This window comes from Streptomyces sp. NPDC001156 (assembly GCF_053598275.1).
On the sequence record NZ_JBSFJX010000077.1, the window covers coordinates 1 to 16,084 of the forward strand.

At 68.6% G+C, this 16,084-nt stretch carries 16 protein-coding genes; 13 read left to right on the forward strand and 3 right to left on the reverse strand.

The window, feature by feature from the left end:
- From ACWDA7_RS29235 to ACWDA7_RS29280, 10 genes are all read left to right on the forward strand, one after another.
- Positions 1 to 507 (forward strand): DNA-directed RNA polymerase subunit alpha C-terminal domain-containing protein (locus ACWDA7_RS29235; RefSeq protein ID WP_450607772.1); only part of this gene is annotated, 507 nt, incomplete at its 5' end.
- Between the two features lie 179 nt (positions 508 to 686).
- Positions 687 to 1,190 (forward strand): 50S ribosomal protein L17, encoded by a 504-nt coding sequence (gene rplQ, locus ACWDA7_RS29240; RefSeq protein WP_359396300.1) that lies wholly within the window; start codon positions 687 to 689, stop codon positions 1,188 to 1,190.
- 72 nt (positions 1,191 to 1,262) lie between these two features.
- The gene (gene truA / locus ACWDA7_RS29245) at positions 1,263 to 2,126 is read left to right on the forward strand and encodes a tRNA pseudouridine(38-40) synthase TruA (protein ID WP_450607774.1); all 864 of its coding nucleotides are present in this window, start codon (positions 1,263 to 1,265) and stop codon (positions 2,124 to 2,126) included.
- A gap of 381 nt (positions 2,127 to 2,507) precedes the next feature.
- Entirely contained in the window at positions 2,508 to 3,923 is a 1,416-nt protein-coding gene (locus tag ACWDA7_RS29250) for a glycosyltransferase family 2 protein (RefSeq protein ID WP_450607828.1), read from the forward strand.
- Complete coding sequence (locus ACWDA7_RS29255; protein ID WP_450607776.1) at positions 3,923 to 4,939, forward strand: glycoside hydrolase family 26 protein; 1,017 nt, start codon at positions 3,923 to 3,925, stop codon at positions 4,937 to 4,939. The genes ACWDA7_RS29250 and ACWDA7_RS29255 overlap by 1 nt, the downstream gene beginning before the upstream one ends.
- A complete protein-coding gene (locus tag ACWDA7_RS29260; protein WP_450607778.1) occupies positions 4,936 to 6,726 on the forward strand; it encodes an ArnT family glycosyltransferase in 1,791 nt (596 codons plus the stop codon). The genes ACWDA7_RS29255 and ACWDA7_RS29260 overlap by 4 nt, the downstream gene beginning before the upstream one ends.
- A gap of 47 nt (positions 6,727 to 6,773) precedes the next feature.
- Entirely contained in the window at positions 6,774 to 8,084 is a 1,311-nt protein-coding gene (locus tag ACWDA7_RS29265; protein ID WP_450607780.1) for a UDP-glucose dehydrogenase family protein, read from the forward strand.
- Entirely contained in the window at positions 8,081 to 8,842 is a 762-nt protein-coding gene (locus tag ACWDA7_RS29270; protein WP_450607782.1) for a polyprenol monophosphomannose synthase, read from the forward strand. The genes ACWDA7_RS29265 and ACWDA7_RS29270 overlap by 4 nt, the downstream gene beginning before the upstream one ends.
- Before the next feature lie 100 nt (positions 8,843 to 8,942).
- Positions 8,943 to 9,494, forward strand: a complete 552-nt coding sequence (locus ACWDA7_RS29275) for a GtrA family protein (protein WP_450607784.1) — start codon at positions 8,943 to 8,945, stop codon at positions 9,492 to 9,494.
- A gap of 90 nt (positions 9,495 to 9,584) precedes the next feature.
- The gene (locus tag ACWDA7_RS29280) at positions 9,585 to 10,676 is read left to right on the forward strand and encodes a sugar phosphate nucleotidyltransferase (RefSeq protein WP_450607786.1); all 1,092 of its coding nucleotides are present in this window, start codon (positions 9,585 to 9,587) and stop codon (positions 10,674 to 10,676) included.
- 150 nt (positions 10,677 to 10,826) lie between these two features.
- Here ACWDA7_RS29280 and ACWDA7_RS29285 read toward each other — a convergent pair whose 3' ends face one another.
- Positions 10,827 to 11,702, reverse strand: a complete 876-nt coding sequence (locus tag ACWDA7_RS29285) for a hypothetical protein (protein WP_450607788.1) — start codon at positions 11,700 to 11,702, stop codon at positions 10,827 to 10,829.
- 370 nt (positions 11,703 to 12,072) lie between these two features.
- Between ACWDA7_RS29285 and rplM the strand changes: the two genes are divergently transcribed.
- From rplM to glmM, 3 genes are all read left to right on the forward strand, one after another.
- Positions 12,073 to 12,516 (forward strand): 50S ribosomal protein L13, encoded by a 444-nt coding sequence (rplM, locus tag ACWDA7_RS29290; protein ID WP_360972909.1) that lies wholly within the window; start codon positions 12,073 to 12,075, stop codon positions 12,514 to 12,516.
- Between the two features lie 42 nt (positions 12,517 to 12,558).
- Positions 12,559 to 13,071, forward strand: coding sequence for a 30S ribosomal protein S9 (gene rpsI, locus ACWDA7_RS29295; protein ID WP_359396322.1), 513 nt, complete (start codon positions 12,559 to 12,561; stop codon positions 13,069 to 13,071).
- A gap of 254 nt (positions 13,072 to 13,325) precedes the next feature.
- Positions 13,326 to 14,684 (forward strand): phosphoglucosamine mutase, encoded by a 1,359-nt coding sequence (gene glmM, locus ACWDA7_RS29300; RefSeq protein WP_450607791.1) that lies wholly within the window; start codon positions 13,326 to 13,328, stop codon positions 14,682 to 14,684.
- Here glmM and ACWDA7_RS29305 read toward each other — a convergent pair.
- Together ACWDA7_RS29305 and coaA are read right to left on the reverse strand one after the other, a co-directional pair.
- Complete coding sequence (locus ACWDA7_RS29305) at positions 14,681 to 14,809, reverse strand: hypothetical protein (RefSeq protein ID WP_450607793.1); 129 nt, start codon at positions 14,807 to 14,809, stop codon at positions 14,681 to 14,683. The two genes, glmM and ACWDA7_RS29305, sit on opposite strands and share 4 nt — an antisense overlap.
- A complete protein-coding gene (gene coaA, locus ACWDA7_RS29310; protein ID WP_450607830.1) occupies positions 14,806 to 15,774 on the reverse strand; it encodes a type I pantothenate kinase in 969 nt (322 codons plus the stop codon). The genes ACWDA7_RS29305 and coaA overlap by 4 nt, the downstream gene beginning before the upstream one ends.
- Positions 15,775 to 16,084 lie beyond the last annotated feature (310 nt).

Consider the following 16,084-nt stretch of genomic DNA (forward strand, 5'->3'; position numbering starts at 1 on the left):
AAGGTCACCTACAAGGTCGAGGCGACGCGTGTCGAGCAGCGCACCGACTTCGACAAGCTGATCGTCGATGTCGAGACCAAGCAGGCCATGCGTCCCCGTGACGCCATGGCCTCCGCCGGTAAGACCCTGGTCGAGCTGTTCGGTCTCGCCCGCGAGCTGAACATCGACGCCGAGGGCATCGACATGGGCCCGTCCCCCACGGACGCCGCCCTGGCCGCCGACCTGGCGCTGCCGATCGAGGAGCTGGAGCTCACGGTCCGCTCCTACAACTGCCTCAAGCGCGAGGGCATCCACTCCGTGGGTGAGCTCGTCGCCCGCTCCGAGGCCGACCTGCTGGACATCCGCAACTTCGGTGCGAAGTCCATCGACGAGGTCAAGGCGAAGCTGGTCGGCATGGGCCTGGCCCTGAAGGACAGCCCGCCTGGATTCGACCCGACCGCCGCCGCCGACGCCTTCGGTGCCGACGACGACGTGGACGCCGGGTTCGTCGAGACCGAGCAGTACTGAGAGCTCGGGCTCGACGGTCCGACACAGGGTGCGGGTGGACTGCCGCTTGTCGCGCAGTTGCCCGCGCTCCTTCCGGGAACGCCCCTCGGGGTGCTCCCGGATCTCCGACGGGCAACCGCTCGCTCGGATACTGACTCCGGTACCTGACACGGCCGGGGCAGATGACTAGGAGATCAACCATGCCGAAGCCCACCAAGGGTGCCCGTCTGGGCGGCAGCGCCGCGCACGAGAAGCTGCTCCTCGCGAACCTCGCGAAGTCGCTGTTCGAGCACGGCCGTATCACCACCACCGAGGCGAAGGCCCGCCGCCTGCGCCCGTACGCGGAGCGTCTGATCACCAAGGCGAAGAAGGGCGACCTTCACAACCGCCGCCAGGTGCTCCAGGTCATCACGGACAAGGACATCGTCTACACGCTGTTCTCCGAGATCGGCCCGCGCTACGAGAACCGTCCGGGTGGTTACACCCGCATCACCAAGATCGGCAACCGCCGTGGCGACAACGCGCCCATGGCTGTCATCGAGCTGGTCGAGGCGCTGACGGTGCAGCAGAAGGCGGTCGGCGAGGCTGAGGCGGCGACCAAGCGCGCCGTCAAGGAGGCCGAGACCAAGGCCGAGGACACCAAGGTCGAGGACACCACCGAGGCTCCGGCCGAGGAGGCTGCTGAGGAGTCCAAGGACGCCTGAGCCCGACCTCACCGGAAGCGGGTCCGTCCCTGGGGGGCGGGCCCGCTTTCGCGTTGCTGAGAGGATCTAGGGGTGAGTGACGAAGTACAGCCCGGACACGTCCGCATCCGGCTCGACCTCTCCTACGACGGAACCGACTTCCACGGCTGGGCCAAGCAGGCCGGTGGCAAGCGCACCGTGCAGGGGGAGATCGAGGATGCGCTGCGTACGGTCACGCGGTCCACGCAGACCTACGAGCTGACCGTCGCCGGACGTACGGACGCCGGGGTGCACGCGCGGGGCCAGGTCGCCCATGTCGATCTGCCCCTGACGGTCTGGGGCGAGCACCGCGGGAAGCTGCTCAAGCGGCTCGCCGGCCGACTGTCCAAGGACGTCCGCGTATGGGCTCTCAGGGAGGCGCCCGACGGCTTCAACGCCCGTTTCTCGGCCGTCTGGCGGCGCTACGCCTACCGGGTCACGGACAACCCCGGCGGTGTCGACCCACTGCTGCGCAACCACGTGCTGTGGCACGACTGGCCGCTCGACGTCGACGCCATGAACGAGGCGGCTCAGCGGCTCCTCGGCGAGCACGACTTCGCGGCCTACTGCAAGAAGCGTGAGGGCGCGACCACCATCCGCACGCTCCAGGAGTTGAGCCTGGTGCGCGGCGACGACGGGATCATCACGGCCACCGTGCGCGCGGACGCCTTCTGCCACAACATGGTGCGCTCGCTGATCGGAGCGCTGCTGTTCGTGGGGGACGGGCACCGGGCGCCGGACTGGCCGGGGAAGGTGCTGGCCGCGGGGGTGCGGGACTCGGCCGTGCATGTCGTACGGCCGCACGGTCTGACGCTGGAGGAGGTCGGCTACCCGGCCGACGAACTGCTCGCCGAGCGGAACAGGCAGGCGCGGAACAAGCGGACCTTGGCCGCTTCGGGCGGCTGCGAAACCTGTTAGCCCCATCCAATGTTCAACGACGTTCCCCTCACATGTATCCCTACTGGGACATAGTCCCCTTGTTGCCTCTTACATATTTTTCACCGTTCGACTACTCTTTCGACGCTTGGCCATTGGTTCGAATGGGGCGGCTGAGCACACGTGGGGGTGACGGGCCTTCTGCGGCCCGGGGTTGGATTGGTGATGACTTCAGTTGGTCCCGTGCGGACCGGGGGACGCCGTGCCGTACGTCAGGGCGGCGGGCGACGTAGGGCGGGACGTGGCGACAGCGCCAGACTGGGACTGCTGCCGCTCCCACCGACGAACAAGGAGAAGTACTCCTACGCGCGCAGGCATCTGTGGATCCTGACGATCAGCTCGCTGGTCAGCTTCTGCTGCCTGGTGGTGAGCCAGTTCAAGTTGGCGCAGTCCACCCCGGTGCTGTGGATCTACACGCCGCTGCTGGTCTTCACGGTCATCTACTACCTGGTGTCGTTGCGGGTGAACGGCTTCACCCGGGACTTCGACATCGCGTACCACAAGCAGCTGGTGCAGAACTGGCGGCCCGCGGTGTACCCGACAGTCGATGTGTTTTTGCCGGTGTGCGGTGAGCCCATCGAGGTGCTGCACAACACGTGGACGCATGTGCGCGCCATGGCCGACCGCTACCCGGGTCACTGCCAGCCGTTCGTCCTCGACGACGGCGCGAGCCCCGAACTGGAGGCCATGGCGCGCGACTTCGGGTTCCGCTACGGCACCCGGGAGAACCGCGGGTGGTTCAAGAAGGCCGGCAACCTGCACTTCGGGTTCGGTCAGTCCGACGGCGAGTACATTCTGATCCTGGACGCCGACTTCACGCCTCGCGCCGACCTGCTCGAGGAACTGCTGCCGTACATGGACGCCGATCCGCGCATTGGCATCGTCCAGTCGCCGCAGTACTTCCGCGTGCTCGACTCGCAGAACTGGATCGAGCGCGGCGCGGGAGCCGTGCAGGAGCTGTTCTACCGGTCCGTGCAGGTGTCCCGGCAGGGCAGCGACGGTGCGATCTGTGTCGGATCGTGCGCGATCTACCGGCGGGCCGCGCTGGACACCAACGGTGGTACGACGCTGATCGAGCACTCGGAGGACGTGCACACCGGCTTCGACCTGCGGGGCCTCGGCTGGGACCTGCGCTATGTGCCGGTCGCCGTCTCGACCGGTGTGTGCCCGGACACCGCGGGCGCGTTCTTCAACCAGCAGTACCGCTGGTGTTCCGGCTCGATGAGCCTGCTCGGGAGTCGCAAGTTCTGGCAGGCGAAGATCAAGATGTCCAGCCGCCTGTGCTACATGTCCGGCTTCTTCTACTACATCCACACCGCGCTGTTCACCTTCGCGGCGCCGGTGATCCCGATCGTGCTGCTGCTGATGATGCCGGAGAAGCTCAAGGTCGAGCATCTGCTCCTGGTGGTGCCCAGCATCATCTACACCGCGATCATCTTCCCGATGTGGCACAAGGCGCCCTACCGCCTGGAGGCCTGGGCGGCCCGCATGATGTACGGCTGGGCCCACGTGTTCGCGATCTGGGACATCCTGCGCAAGAACCGCATGGGCTGGCAGCCCACCGGTTCCTCCGGTGCGAAGAAGAACAAGACCCGGCGCTTCTGGATCGGCCTGTGGGTGTGGAGTGGCGGCACGGCCCTGGTGTGGGTGACCGCCGCGGTGTACCGCACGTTCACCATGAACGCGCCGGACTTCGCGCTGATCCTGTCCTCCGGACTCTTCTATGCCTTGGTCGTGGGCCGTGTCCTGGTCCAGCCGCGGGCAGGGGCGGCCGCCTGATGCATCGTTTCCTCCGTACCCGTGCGGCCGCGGCCGCCTGTCTGCTCACGCTGTCGGTACTCAGCGGCTGCTCCCTGGCCGGCGCTGACTCGGGCGGTTCGTCGGCCGACCGCGCCCAGCCCGGGGCGAAGTCGTCGGCGAGCGCCGACGCCGACGTCCCCTATGACGTCGTACCGCTGCTGAAGCCCGCGAAGAAGTACTTCGGGGCCGCCGTCGACGGTGCGCCGACCTCCATGAAGAACGTGGACGCGTACGCGAAGATGGTCGGCAAACAGCCGAACCTGATCGAGTACTACGCCGGCTGGGGTGACGGATTCGACGCCACCGGTGTCCGCAACGCCTGGGCCGACGGCGCCATGACGCTGATGTCCTGGGAGCCGTTCGACACCACGGTCGCCGACATCGCGGCGGGCAAGTCGGACGCGTACATCAAGGAGTACGCGACGGCGGTCCGGAGGCTGAACCTCCCCGTGGTCATCGACTTCGCGGACGAGTTCAACGGCCAATGGGAGAAATGGGGCACGGATCACGTGAGCCCTGAGCAGTACGTTGCGGCCTGGCGTCACATCCACCAGACGTTCATCGACATCGGGGCCTCCAACGTCATCTGGGCTTGGTCGCCCAACATCATCAACCCGGTCGCGGACGTGAAGCTGAAGCCGTACTACCCGGGTGATGCCTACGTCGACTGGGTCGGGCTGATCGGTTACTTCACGCTCGGCGAGTCCAACGCCTTCGACAGCGTCTTCGGGCCGACCCGGGACCAGGTCCGTACCTTCACCAAGAAGCCGATGCTGCTGCTGGAGACCGCCTCCATGCCCGGTGAGCGGCGCCGCGCCGACATCCACAACCTGTTCACGGGCGTCGAGGCGGACGACAACATGATCGGCTTCATCTGGTTCAACCACCGCAAACGCGCCGACTGGCGACTGGAGGCGAGCCCGCTGGCGCTGCAGGAGTTCAAGCGCCTCGCCGCCGACGACCGTTTCGGCTTCGACGTACGGAAGCCGCGATGACCTCTCGACACGACCACTACACGCCTCAGCCCTACGATCCGTACGCCGAGGACGAGGAGTCGGCCTTCACCTGGTTCAACTCGGACGGGCAGCCTCCGCAGCAGCCCGGCTACGGGTACGACGACCAGCAGGGGCAGTACGCACCCGTGGTCCCGGAGCAGTGGCACGGCCAGCACGACGGTCAGCACGACGACCAGCCGACCTACGCCCTGCGCACGGTGCCGGAGGCCGAGCAGGCCGATCCCGGCTACCACATCCCGGAGACACCGGAGGCCGGCTGGGACGACACGCCCAGCCGACGCCGCGACTGGGTCAGCCGCGGGTTGCTGGCGGTGCTTCTCGTCGTCCAGGCGCTCCTGTCGCTCCGGTTGTCCAACACGGCGTTCCAGGATGAGGCCCTCTACTTGGCGGCGGGTCACGACATCATCGACCACTGGAGGAGCGGCACCGCGCTGCACAGTGGTTATGCCTCGTACTTCTCCGGGTCGCCGGCGCTGTACCCGGTGGCCGCAGCAGTGGTCGACGCGTACTTCGGGTTGTCGGGCGCCCGTCTGCTCAGCCTGGTGTGCATGCTGGGCGCGACCGCTCTGCTGTACTCCTTCAGTCGGCGCATGTTCAACGAGCGAGTCGCACTGGTGGCCGCCGCCCTGTTCGCGGTCACACAGCCGACGATCGTGCTCGGCTGGTTCGCCACCTATGACGCTCCGGCTATCTTCCTGCTGGCGCTGTCCGCGTGGATCATCGTGCGCACCAACCGGGCCCCTGCCTTCATGGTCCTGCTCGCGGCGCCGGTCATGGTGCTGGCGGTTGCGGTGAAGTACGCGTCCGCGCTGTATGTGCCCACTCTCGTTGTCCTCGCCGCGCTGACCGCCTGGCACTACCGCGGCTGGCGCTGTCTGATCAGGGCGTTCCTGCTGGCGGTGGGCACGGCTGCGCTCGTCGGAGCGGGCCTGTTGTACACCGACGTGCTGGCGGGTGTACGACAGACCACGACCAACCGCGCCCACGGCACCGACGCCGCGGCGTCCCTGCTGGACAAGTCCGCCCAGTGGGGTGGCCTGATGTTCGCCACCGCCGTCGCCGGCGCGATCGCCTACGCGGTGCGCGGCCGTATGAACGAGTCTCCGCGCTCCTACGACCTCAATGGTCCCGGCAGGCGCTGGCGCGTCCTGCTCGGCCTGACCCTGACCGGCACCGCACTGCTGGCACCGGCATACCAGATCCACCTCCAGACCTCGGTCTCGCTCTACAAGCACCTGGACTTCGGTCTGCTCTTCGCCGCCCCGATGGCTGGCGTCGGCGTGATCCGGCTGGTCGGCAAGCACTTCCGCTACCCGCAGTTGGGCATCCTGATCTGGGTCACGGCGCTGTGCCTCGGGGTGTCGCAGTCGGAGTGGCGGTTCGGCCTGTGGCCCGACTCGACGCCGATGGTCAAGGCGATCGAGCCGTACATGAAGCCCAAGGGCCGCTATCTCGGAGCCACCTATGAGGTGCCCGTCTACTACCTGCGGGACAAGACGAAGCCGTCCCAGTGGACGTCGACGTACGGCATCGGGTACGCGGACAAGAAAGGCACGATCCATCACGGGAACGAGGGATACCGCCTGGCCATCCAGGACGGCTACTTCGACCTCGTCGTCCTGGACGGCGTCGCCACGCCAGACGTGGACAAGTACATCGAGCAGCAGGTGACCGTAAGCGGGCACTACCGGCTGATCGGCAAGATCCCCTTCACGTTCAGCGGCGGCGTAACCGGTGCGTACCGGATCTGGGCGAAGACGTCCTGAAGACCGCCCGCCCTTGTTCAATTCCGTTTCATGAAAGGCCGTAACCCATGCGGCTCACCGTCATCGGCACCGGCTACCTCGGTGCCACCCACGCCGCCTGCATGGCGGAGCTCGGGCACGAGGTGGTCGGGGTCGATGTGGACGCCGACAAGGTGGCCGCGCTGAGCGCCGGCAGGGTGCCGTTCCACGAGCCGGGGCTGGCCGAGCTGATCGCCCGCCACACGGCGAGCGGCCGGCTGCGCTTCACGACCTCGTACGAAGAGGCCGGTGCCTTCGGGCAGGTGCACTTCGTGTGCGTCGGCACTCCGCAGCGCAAGGAGTCCGGCGCCGCCGATCTGACCTACGTCGACGCTGCCTTCGCGGCGATCGCGCGGCACGCGGCGAAGGACGCCCTGCTGGTCGGCAAGTCCACCGTGCCGGTCGGCACGGCCGCGAGGCTCGCCGACGCCTGCGACGCCGAGGTCGCCTGGAATCCCGAGTTCCTGCGAGAAGGTTTCGCCATCGAGGACACCCTGCGGCCGGACCGGCTGGTGTTCGGGGTGGAATCGGAGCGGGCGGAGAGACTGCTGCGCGAGGTGTACGCCCCCGTCCTCGCCGCCGGAACCCCGTTGGTCACCGCCGACTTCGCGACCGCCGAGCTGGTCAAGACGGCCGCCAACGCCTTCCTGGCCACCAAGATCTCCTTCATCAACGCGATGGCCGAAGTGTGCGAGGCGGCCGGCGGTGATGTGCGGACGCTTGCCGAGGCGCTCGGCTACGACGACCGGATCGGCAAGAAGTTCCTGCGCGCGGGGGTCGGGTTCGGCGGCGGCTGTCTGCCCAAGGACATCCGCGCCTTCGCCCACCGGGCCGGCGAGCTGGGCGTCGACCTGGGCTTCCTGCACGCGGTGGACGCGATCAACATGCGGCGCCGGGACCGGGTGATCGAGCTGGCCCGTGAGCTGTGCGGGGGTGGACTGCTGGGGGCCCGCGTGGCCGTCCTGGGCGCGGCCTTCAAGCCCGACTCGGACGACATCCGCGACTCGCCCGCGCTGAACGTCGCCGCCCGCCTCGACCTCGACGGCGCCGACGTCACGGTCTACGACCCGGAGGCCATGGACAACGCCCGCAAGGCGTTCCCGCTGCTCGGATACGCGATGTCGCTCGAGGAGGCCCTGCGTGGGGCCGATCTCGTACTGCACCTGACCGAGTGGCCGCAGTTCCGTGAGATCGACCCGGAGCGGGCCGGATCACTGGTGTGCCGTCCGCGGATCGTGGACGGCCGGGGGGTGCTCGACGCGGACCTGTGGATCGCGGCGGGCTGGCAATTCCGGGCGCTGGGGAGATCCGCGTCCCATAGGGGAGGGGTAGGGAGATGACGGACCAGGAGGCGTACGGCGACATACGGGTCACCGTGGTGATGCCGACGTACAACGAGGCGGCGAACCTGCCGCGGATGGCCGAGGCGGTGCTGGGGCTGCCGCTCGACGGGCTGCATCTGAAGATCGTCGACGACTCCAGCCCGGACGGCACCGGGCGGATCGCCGAGGAACTGGCCGAGAAGTACAACTGGGACGGCCGGTGGAGGATGAGTGTCCTGCACCGCACCGAGAAGGACGGCCTGGGGCGGGCGTATATGGCGGGCATGAGTGCCGCGCTCGCCGAGGGCGCCGAGTACGTCGTCCAGATGGACGCCGACGGCAGCCACCCGGTGGAGGCGGTGCCGCGGATGCTCGGCACGGCCGTGGCGTCCGGAGTCGGCCTGGTCATCGGCAGCCGGTACGTCGAGGGCGGCTCGCTGGACGAGGAATGGGGCAAGCACCGGGTGCTGCTGTCGCGCTTCGCCAACCGATACGCCCGCACGGTGCTGGGCACCAAGATCCGGGACATCACCGCTGGCTTCAACCTGTGGTCCGCGCGCACCCTCCGGGACGTCGACCTGGCCACCCTGGACAGCGCCGGATACAGCTTCCAAGTGGAGTTGAAGTTCAAGGCCGTCCGCGCCGGTCACAGCGCGGTCGAGATCCCGATCCGCTTCGAGGAGCGCACCGAGGGCGTGTCCAAGATGAACCTCGGGACGCAGATCGAGTCGGCGCTGGTGCCGCTGCGACTGCGGCTGCGCAACCGGCGGAGCTGAACCGGAGCGCGTCGCCCACCGGCCCGCCCGGAGGCCGGCCGGTGGGCGACGACCAGGACGACGAGTCACCAGAATCCCGAGACAAGGACAGGACTTCACCATGGGCGGACGACACGCGCTTCCCTCGCGGTTGGGGAATCTGTACCGCGAGATCGCGAAGTTCGGCCTGGTGGGGCTCTCGGGATTCGTGATCAATCTGGTGGTCTTCAACCTCATCAGGAATCTCGCCCACTGGCAGACCGTCAGAGCGAGCGTGGTGGCGACGGCTGTCGCCATCATGGGCAACTACCTCGGCCTGAGGTACTTCGCCTACCGGGACCGCGGCCAGGAGGACCAGCTCGACAAGAAGAAGGAGCTGGGTCTCTTCCTCTTCTTCAGTGCGATCGGTCTGGTCATCGAGAACTCGGTGCTCTACCTGACCACGTACGGATTCGGCTGGGACGGTGCGCTCGCCAACAACGTCTGGAAGTTCGTCGGTATCGGCGTCGCGACCCTCTTCCGCTTCTGGTCGTACCGGACATGGGTCTTCAGGACCACCGGCCCTCAACCGGAACAGCCCCCGGTGGCCCTGCCCGCTGAAGCGCCGACCTACCGGGTGCCTGCGGCCGCGCCCACGGAGCCCTTCTGGAACGTCTCCTGGGAGCAGACATGACCGACCTGGCATACCTGGCGGAGGCCGGCCGCTTCCGCGCCGTCTCGCCCGCGCACTGACGGCCTCACCGGAAGACAGAACACAGAGATCATGAGCGAAGCCATTCTCCTCGTCGGCGGCAAGGGCACCCGGCTGCATCCGCTGTGCACCTTCACGCCCAAGCCCCTGCTGCTCGTCGCCGGGGTGCCGCTGCTCACGCACCAGCTGGCCCGCGCCGCGGCGGCGGGGGTGACCCGGATCGTCTTCGCCACGTCCTACCTGGCGGAACTGTTCGAGCGGGAGTACGGGGACGGGTCCGGACTGGGCCTGGAGCTGGTCTATGTCACCGAGACCGAGCCCCTGGGCACCGGTGGCGCGATCCGCAACGCCGCCCGCCATCTGACCTGCGGCCCAGACGAACCCGTCCTGGTCTTCAACGGCGACATCCTCAGCGGCGTCGACATCCGGGGCCTCCGGGACGGTCACCGCACCACCGGCGCCGACGTCACCCTGCACCTGACCCGGGTCGCCGATCCGCGGGCCTACGGGCTGGTCCCGACCGACGAGCACGGCAGAGTCCTGTCGTTCCTCGAGAAGCCCGAGCGGCCCGAGGAGATCGTCACCGACCAGATCAACGCCGGCTGCTACGTCTTCACACGCTCCGTCATCGACGCCATCCCCGAGGGCCGGGTCGTCTCCGTCGAGCGGGAGACGTTCCCGGAGCTCCTGGCCGCCGGCGGCGTCCTGCGCGGTGTCGTCGACCAGACGTACTGGCTGGATCTCGGCACTCCGTCGGCCTTCGTGACAGGGTCCGCCGACCTGGTGCGCGGGTACGTGTCCTCCCCGGCGCTCCCCGGCCCGGCCGGGGACGCCCTGGTCATGCCGGGTGCGCGCGTCGACCCGCTGGCGGTGCTGACGGCGGGGACGGCCGTGTGCGCGGGCGCCGTGGTGGAGGCGGGGGCCGTGGTCGAAGGCAGCGTCGTCCTGCCCGGGGCCGTCATCGGCCGGGCAGCGCTGGTCCAGCGGTCCGTGGTGGGCCGGCAGGCGGTCGTCGGCGAGGGCACCAGCGTCGTCGACGCGGTGGTCGGTGACCATGCGCATGTCGGGCCGCACAACGAGCTCCCCGCAGGCGTGCGCGTCGACTGCGGCGTCCGCCTTCCCGAACGGGCCGTCCGCGTCTCCGCTCCCACGCATCTCGGCTGACGCCCGGGAGGGCGCCGTCCACGAGCCTGAGGTGAGGGCCGCAAGGGCGCGGGCCGGGCGGCGCTCCGGCCTTTCTACGTCCACCCCTGGACGTCGTACGTCCAGGGGTCCTGAAGCGGCGCCGTCAGGACAGCGGTCGACCGCCCGCCGTCACTGGGCCGAGGCCGCGGCCGCCTGTGCCTCGCCGCGGCGGCGGATCTGGCGGAAGGTGAACTCGGCCAGGTCGTCGCCGGCGGTGAAGACCTTCGTGTCCTTGGTCGTCACGTCCTTGCCGTTGGTGAAGCCGCTGAGCGTGAAGTAGGCGTAGCGACCGTACGAATTGGTGGTGCGGCGACAGATCTTCGCACGGCAGAAGGCGGGCACGCCCTTGCCGGTCAGCGACGCGATGTTGCTCTTGTTGCCCGCCTCCTGCTTGACCTTGGTCGCCTGGGCCGCGGTGTCGAAGAGGGCCACTCCGACCGTCACCGCGACGCCGTCCTTGGTATAGGTGGCGCGCAGGACACGGGTACAGCCGTTCTTGGTGAGCACAGCGGGCAGGGTGCCCTGCGCGGCCGACGCGCAGTTCGTCGTGGAGGCCGCGGGACCCCGTTTGTAGATGTTCGTGCCCACGGTCAGCTGGGTGCCGGGGAACAGGGTGTCCGCGCTGACCGGGGCCGTGTCCTTCTTGGCGCTGGAGATGAAGTCCATCGGGTCCAGCGGGGGAGGGGCCGAGGTCGGGGCGAACGACGGGACGGTGGCGGCGCTCTGGCTCGGGATGTCCGGGGTGCCCGGCAGGGCGCCGGCCGACTTGTTCGAGGCCCCGGGGCTCCCGTCAGCGGACACGACGGCCACGGCGACGGCGGCACCTACGGCTACCGTGGCCAGGGCACCGCCGAAGATCAGCAGCAGCCGGCGGCGCCTGTTGCGCGCCTCCGAGGCCTCGGCCAGCGCGGCCCAGTCGGGGGTGCCGCCACGGCCGTCCCACTGGGGCTGCTGGGAAGTCGGTTTCCAGGGATCCCACTGGGGCTCCCCCTGCCCATAACTCATGCGGCGCATCTTAGACGTGCCGTGGACTGTCATGTTCCCCCTCAGTAGGCACCACGGCGACGGCACAGCGAAGGCGGGGCAACAAAACGCCTCAGCCCGGGTGCAACCGGCCGGCACCCGAACGGCCGAACCCGCGGCGGCTCCCCGGCGGCGGCCCCGTTTTGACCCGTGTCGGTGCCGCCGTTATCCTGGCTGTTCGTTATGTGTATTGGCTTGCTCATTCTCACGTGAGGGGCCCTTACACCGGTCCGCCGGGCCGATGACCAGCGACCAGCACGCGGCTTGCGTCACCGCGGTGCGGTCAGGGCTGTCGTGATCGTCTTCGGTGACCTTGTCAGGATCCTCACTGAAGAAGCGAAGGCTACGAACCGTGCGTACGTACAGCCCCAAGCCCGGCGATGTGACGCGCCAGTGGCACGTCATCGACGCCCAGGACGTTGTCCTGGGTCGTCTGGCCACCACTGCCGCCTCCATTCTGCGTGGCAAGCACAAGCCGATCTACGCGCCCCACGTGGACACCGGTGACTTCGTCATCATCATCAACGCGGACAAGGTGCACCTGTCCGGCAACAAGCGGACCCAGAAGATGGCGTACCGCCACTCCGGCTACCCGGGTGGTCTGCGCTCCGTCCGCTACGACGACCTGCTGGCCAACAACCCTGAGAAGGCCGTCGAGAAGGCCGTCAAGGGCATGCTCCCCAAGAACTCCCTGGGCCGTCAGATGCTCTCGAAGCTGAAGGTCTACAAGGGTGACCAGCACCCGCACGCTGCCCAGCAGCCGGTGCCGTTCGAGATCACCCAGGTCGCGCAGTAAGTCCGGCCACCCCCTAAGACTGAAGAGAATCTGAGGAGAATCGTGGCCGAGACCACTGCCGAGCAGCCGCTCGAAGAGCTTGACATCGACAGCTACACCACCGAGACCGAGGTCCCGGTGGAGGGTGAGTACACCTCCGAGTCCCTCGCGTCCCGCTTCGGCGAGCCCCAGCCGGCCGCCGGCCTGGGCCGCCGCAAGAACGCCATCGCCCGCGTCCGGATCGTTCCGGGCACCGGGAAGTGGAAGATCAACGGCCGCACCCTCGAGGACTACTTCCCGAACAAGGTGCACCAGCAGGAAGTCAACGAGCCCTTCAAGGTGCTCGAGCTCGAGGGCCGCTACGACATCATCGCCCGCATCGCGGGTGGCGGCGTCTCCGGTCAGGCCGGTGCGCTCCGTCTGGGTGTCGCCCGTGCGCTGAACGAGGCGGACGTCGACAACAACCGTGGCCCGCTGAAGAAGGCCGGCTTCCTGCGCCGCGACGACCGCGCGGTCGAGCGGAAGAAGGCCGGTCTGAAGAAGGCCCGCAAGGCTCCGCAGTACAGCAAGCGCTGATCGCGTTCGCTGGTCGCGGCAGGCGTCGCACCGCCTGAAGCACGCACGCATCGCCCCGGCAGCACGCTCTGTGCAGCCGGGGCGGTTCGTTTCGGGGGGAGTCGCTTATCACAGGCTTATGGAGCAATCCCGACAGGCGCGGGAGAGCTGCAGGGGATAAGCCTGAAGAGGGGCCCGAGGGTGTACGCATCCCGTCCCCGTCTGGACACTCGGCAAGAGCCGCACATAGGCAGCAAGGTTCGGAGGACACCACAGTGGGACGACTCTTCGGCACGGACGGCGTGCGCGGCGTCGCCAACGCGGATTTGACGGCCGAGATGGCGCTCGGTCTCTCCGTCGCGGCGGCGCACGTACTCGCCGAGACGGGTACCTTCGAGGGCCACAAGCCGACGGCGGTGGTCGGACGGGACCCGCGTGCGTCCGGGGAGTTCCTGGAAGCCGCGATGGTGGCCGGGCTCGCCAGCGCCGGCGTGGACGTGCTGCGCGTCGGTGTGCTGCCCACTCCGGCTGTCGCGTACCTGACCGGCGCGCTCGGCGCCGACCTGGGCGTGATGCTCTCCGCCAGCCACAACGCCATGCCCGACAATGGCATCAAATTCTTCGCCCGCGGTGGGCACAAGCTCGCCGACGAGCTTGAGGACAAGATCGAGGCCGTCTACGAGGAGCACCGCACCGGCGCTCCCTGGGACCGGCCCACCGGCGCCGGGGTCGGCCGGGTGAAGTCCTACGACGAGGGCTTCGACCAGTACGTGGCCCACCTCCTCGACGTCCTGCCGAACCGGCTCGACGGGCTCAAGGTCGTCCTCGACGAGGCGCACGGCGCGGCCTCCCGGGTCTCGCCGCAGGCCTTCGCGCGGGCCGGTGCCGAGATCGTCACGATCGGTGCGGAGCCGGACGGGCTCAACATCAACGACGGGTGCGGCTCCACCCACCTGGACAAGCTGAAGGCGGCCGTGGTCGAGCACGGCGCCGACCTCGGCATCGCGCACGACGGCGACGCCGACCGCTGCCTCGCCGTGGACCACACGGGCGCGGAGGTGGACGGCGACCAGATCCTGGCCGTGATCGCGCTGGCGATGCGGGAGCGTTCCGCACTGTGCTCCGGCACCGTCGTCGCGACCGTCATGTCGAATCTGGGCTTCAAGCTGGCCATGGAGCGCGAGGGCATCCACCTGGTGCAGACCGCGGTCGGCGACCGGTACGTGCTGGAGGAGATGAAGGAGAAGGGCTACGCCCTCGGGGGGGAGCAGTCCGGCCACGTCATCATCCTCGACCACGCCACCACCGGCGACGGCACGCTGACCGGCCTGATGCTGGCCGCCCGGGTCGCGCAGACCGGCCGTACGCTCAGGGACCTCGCGTCCGTGATGGAGCGGCTGCCGCAGGTCCTCGTGAACGTCCCGGACGTCGACAAGTCCCGGGTCGCCACCTCCGCGGAGCTGGCCACCGCCGTCACCGAGGCCGAGCGTGAACTGGGCACCACCGGGCGGGTGCTGCTCCGGCCGTCGGGCACCGAGCCGCTCGTCCGGGTCATGGTCGAGGCCGCCGACATCGAGCAGGCGAGGTCCGTGGCGGGCCGGCTTGCGGACGCCGTGAAGTCGGCGCTCGGTTAGAACTGCCCGGCCCTGAGGGCATGTTCGCGCTGTCCGGCCCAGAACCACTTCTGGGCCGGCAGGATGAGCGTGCCGGCGAGCACGATCGCCCTCGCCGGCGCCTCCTCCTCGGCGAACGGGTTCAAAGCTTGCGCAGGCTGAGCCGCTGCACCTTGTGGTCCGGGCCCTTGCGCAGCACCAGGGTGGCACGGCCGCGCGTGGGAGCCACGTTCTCCAGCAGGTTCGGCCTGTTGATGGTCCGCCACATGGTGCGGGCGTAGTCGAGGGCCTCCTCCTCGTCGACCTGGGTGTACTTGCGGAAGTACGACGACGGGTCCTGGAAGGCCGTCTGACGCAGTTTCCGGAACCGGTTGAGGTACCAGCTCTCGATGTCCTCGGTACGGGCGTCGACGTACACGCTGAAGTCGAAGTAGTCCGCGAGGGCGACGCGGGTGCGGCCGTCCTCGCCGGGGAGGGCGGGCTGGAGCACGTTGAGGCCCTCGACGATGAGGATGTCCGGGCGGCGGACGGTCAGCTTCTGGCCGGGGACGATGTCGTAGATCAGGTGGGAGTAGACCGGGGCCGTCACCTCGTCCTTGCCGGCCTTGATGTCGGCGACGAAACGGGTCAGGGCACGGCGGTCGTACGACTCGGGGAAGCCCTTGCGCGACATCAGCCCACGGGCCTGGAGCTCCTTGGTGGGCAGCAGGAAGCCGTCGGTGGTGACGAGTTCCACGCGCGGGTGTTCGGGCCACCGGGAGAGCAGGGCCTGGAGCAGGCGGGCGACGGTCGACTTGCCGACCGCCACGGAACCCGCCACGCCTATCACGAACGGGGTACCGGACTGGGAGCCCTGCTCACCAAGGAAGGTGTTCAGGGCACCTCTGAGGCCGTCCGTGGCGCCCACGTAGAGGTTGAGCAGCCGGGACAGCGGCAGGTAGATGTCCCGCACCTCGTCGAGGTCGATGACGTCGCCCAGACCGCGCAGCTTCTCGACCTCCTCGGCGGTCAGCGGCAGCGGCGTCTTGTCGCGCAGCGCGCTCCACTCGGCACGGGTGAGGTCGACGTAGGGAGTCGCCTCCGGCTTGGGCCGGTGGGCGCTCCGGGGCATCGAGGAGACCGGAGAGATCACAGTCCATTGTTAACGGAGTTTGAACTGGACGGTGGGTGGGGTGCGTCACGTGGGCGCCAGGGATCCGTAAGCGATCACGGCCAAGCTGCTGGAGAAGAAGTAGCGGTCGTTCGGGCCCCGCTTTTCTGCTCACGTGGCGGATGGCGGGTCGGGCCGGTGTCGAGCGCCGATCTCGCGACTGCGTCTGGCTCAGGCGGGGGGCCTCGCCATCGCGGGATTCCTGCGCTCGCACCGCGAGAGATGACGATCTTAGTACGAAGTGTGCGCAAGCAGTGTGGTAATCGGCCAT

Excerpts from the sequence above, each read along its gene's own strand:
- ACWDA7_RS29255 (WP_450607776.1), top strand. The coding sequence starts at position 3,923 with ATGCATCGTTTCCTCCGTACCCGTGCGGCCGCGGCCGCCTGTCTGCTC.
- ACWDA7_RS29265 (WP_450607780.1), top strand. The coding sequence starts at position 6,774 with ATGCGGCTCACCGTCATCGGCACCGGCTACCTCGGTGCCACCCACGCC.
- coaA (WP_450607830.1), bottom strand. The coding sequence starts at position 15,774 with ATGCCCCGGAGCGCCCACCGGCCCAAGCCGGAGGCGACTCCCTACGTC.
- rplQ (WP_359396300.1), top strand. The coding sequence starts at position 687 with ATGCCGAAGCCCACCAAGGGTGCCCGTCTGGGCGGCAGCGCCGCGCAC.
- ACWDA7_RS29280 (WP_450607786.1), top strand. The coding sequence starts at position 9,585 with ATGAGCGAAGCCATTCTCCTCGTCGGCGGCAAGGGCACCCGGCTGCAT.
- ACWDA7_RS29260 (WP_450607778.1), top strand. The coding sequence starts at position 4,936 with ATGACCTCTCGACACGACCACTACACGCCTCAGCCCTACGATCCGTAC.
- ACWDA7_RS29275 (WP_450607784.1), top strand. The coding sequence starts at position 8,943 with ATGGGCGGACGACACGCGCTTCCCTCGCGGTTGGGGAATCTGTACCGC.
- ACWDA7_RS29285 (WP_450607788.1), bottom strand. The coding sequence starts at position 11,702 with ATGAGTTATGGGCAGGGGGAGCCCCAGTGGGATCCCTGGAAACCGACT.
- ACWDA7_RS29270 (WP_450607782.1), top strand. The coding sequence starts at position 8,081 with ATGACGGACCAGGAGGCGTACGGCGACATACGGGTCACCGTGGTGATG.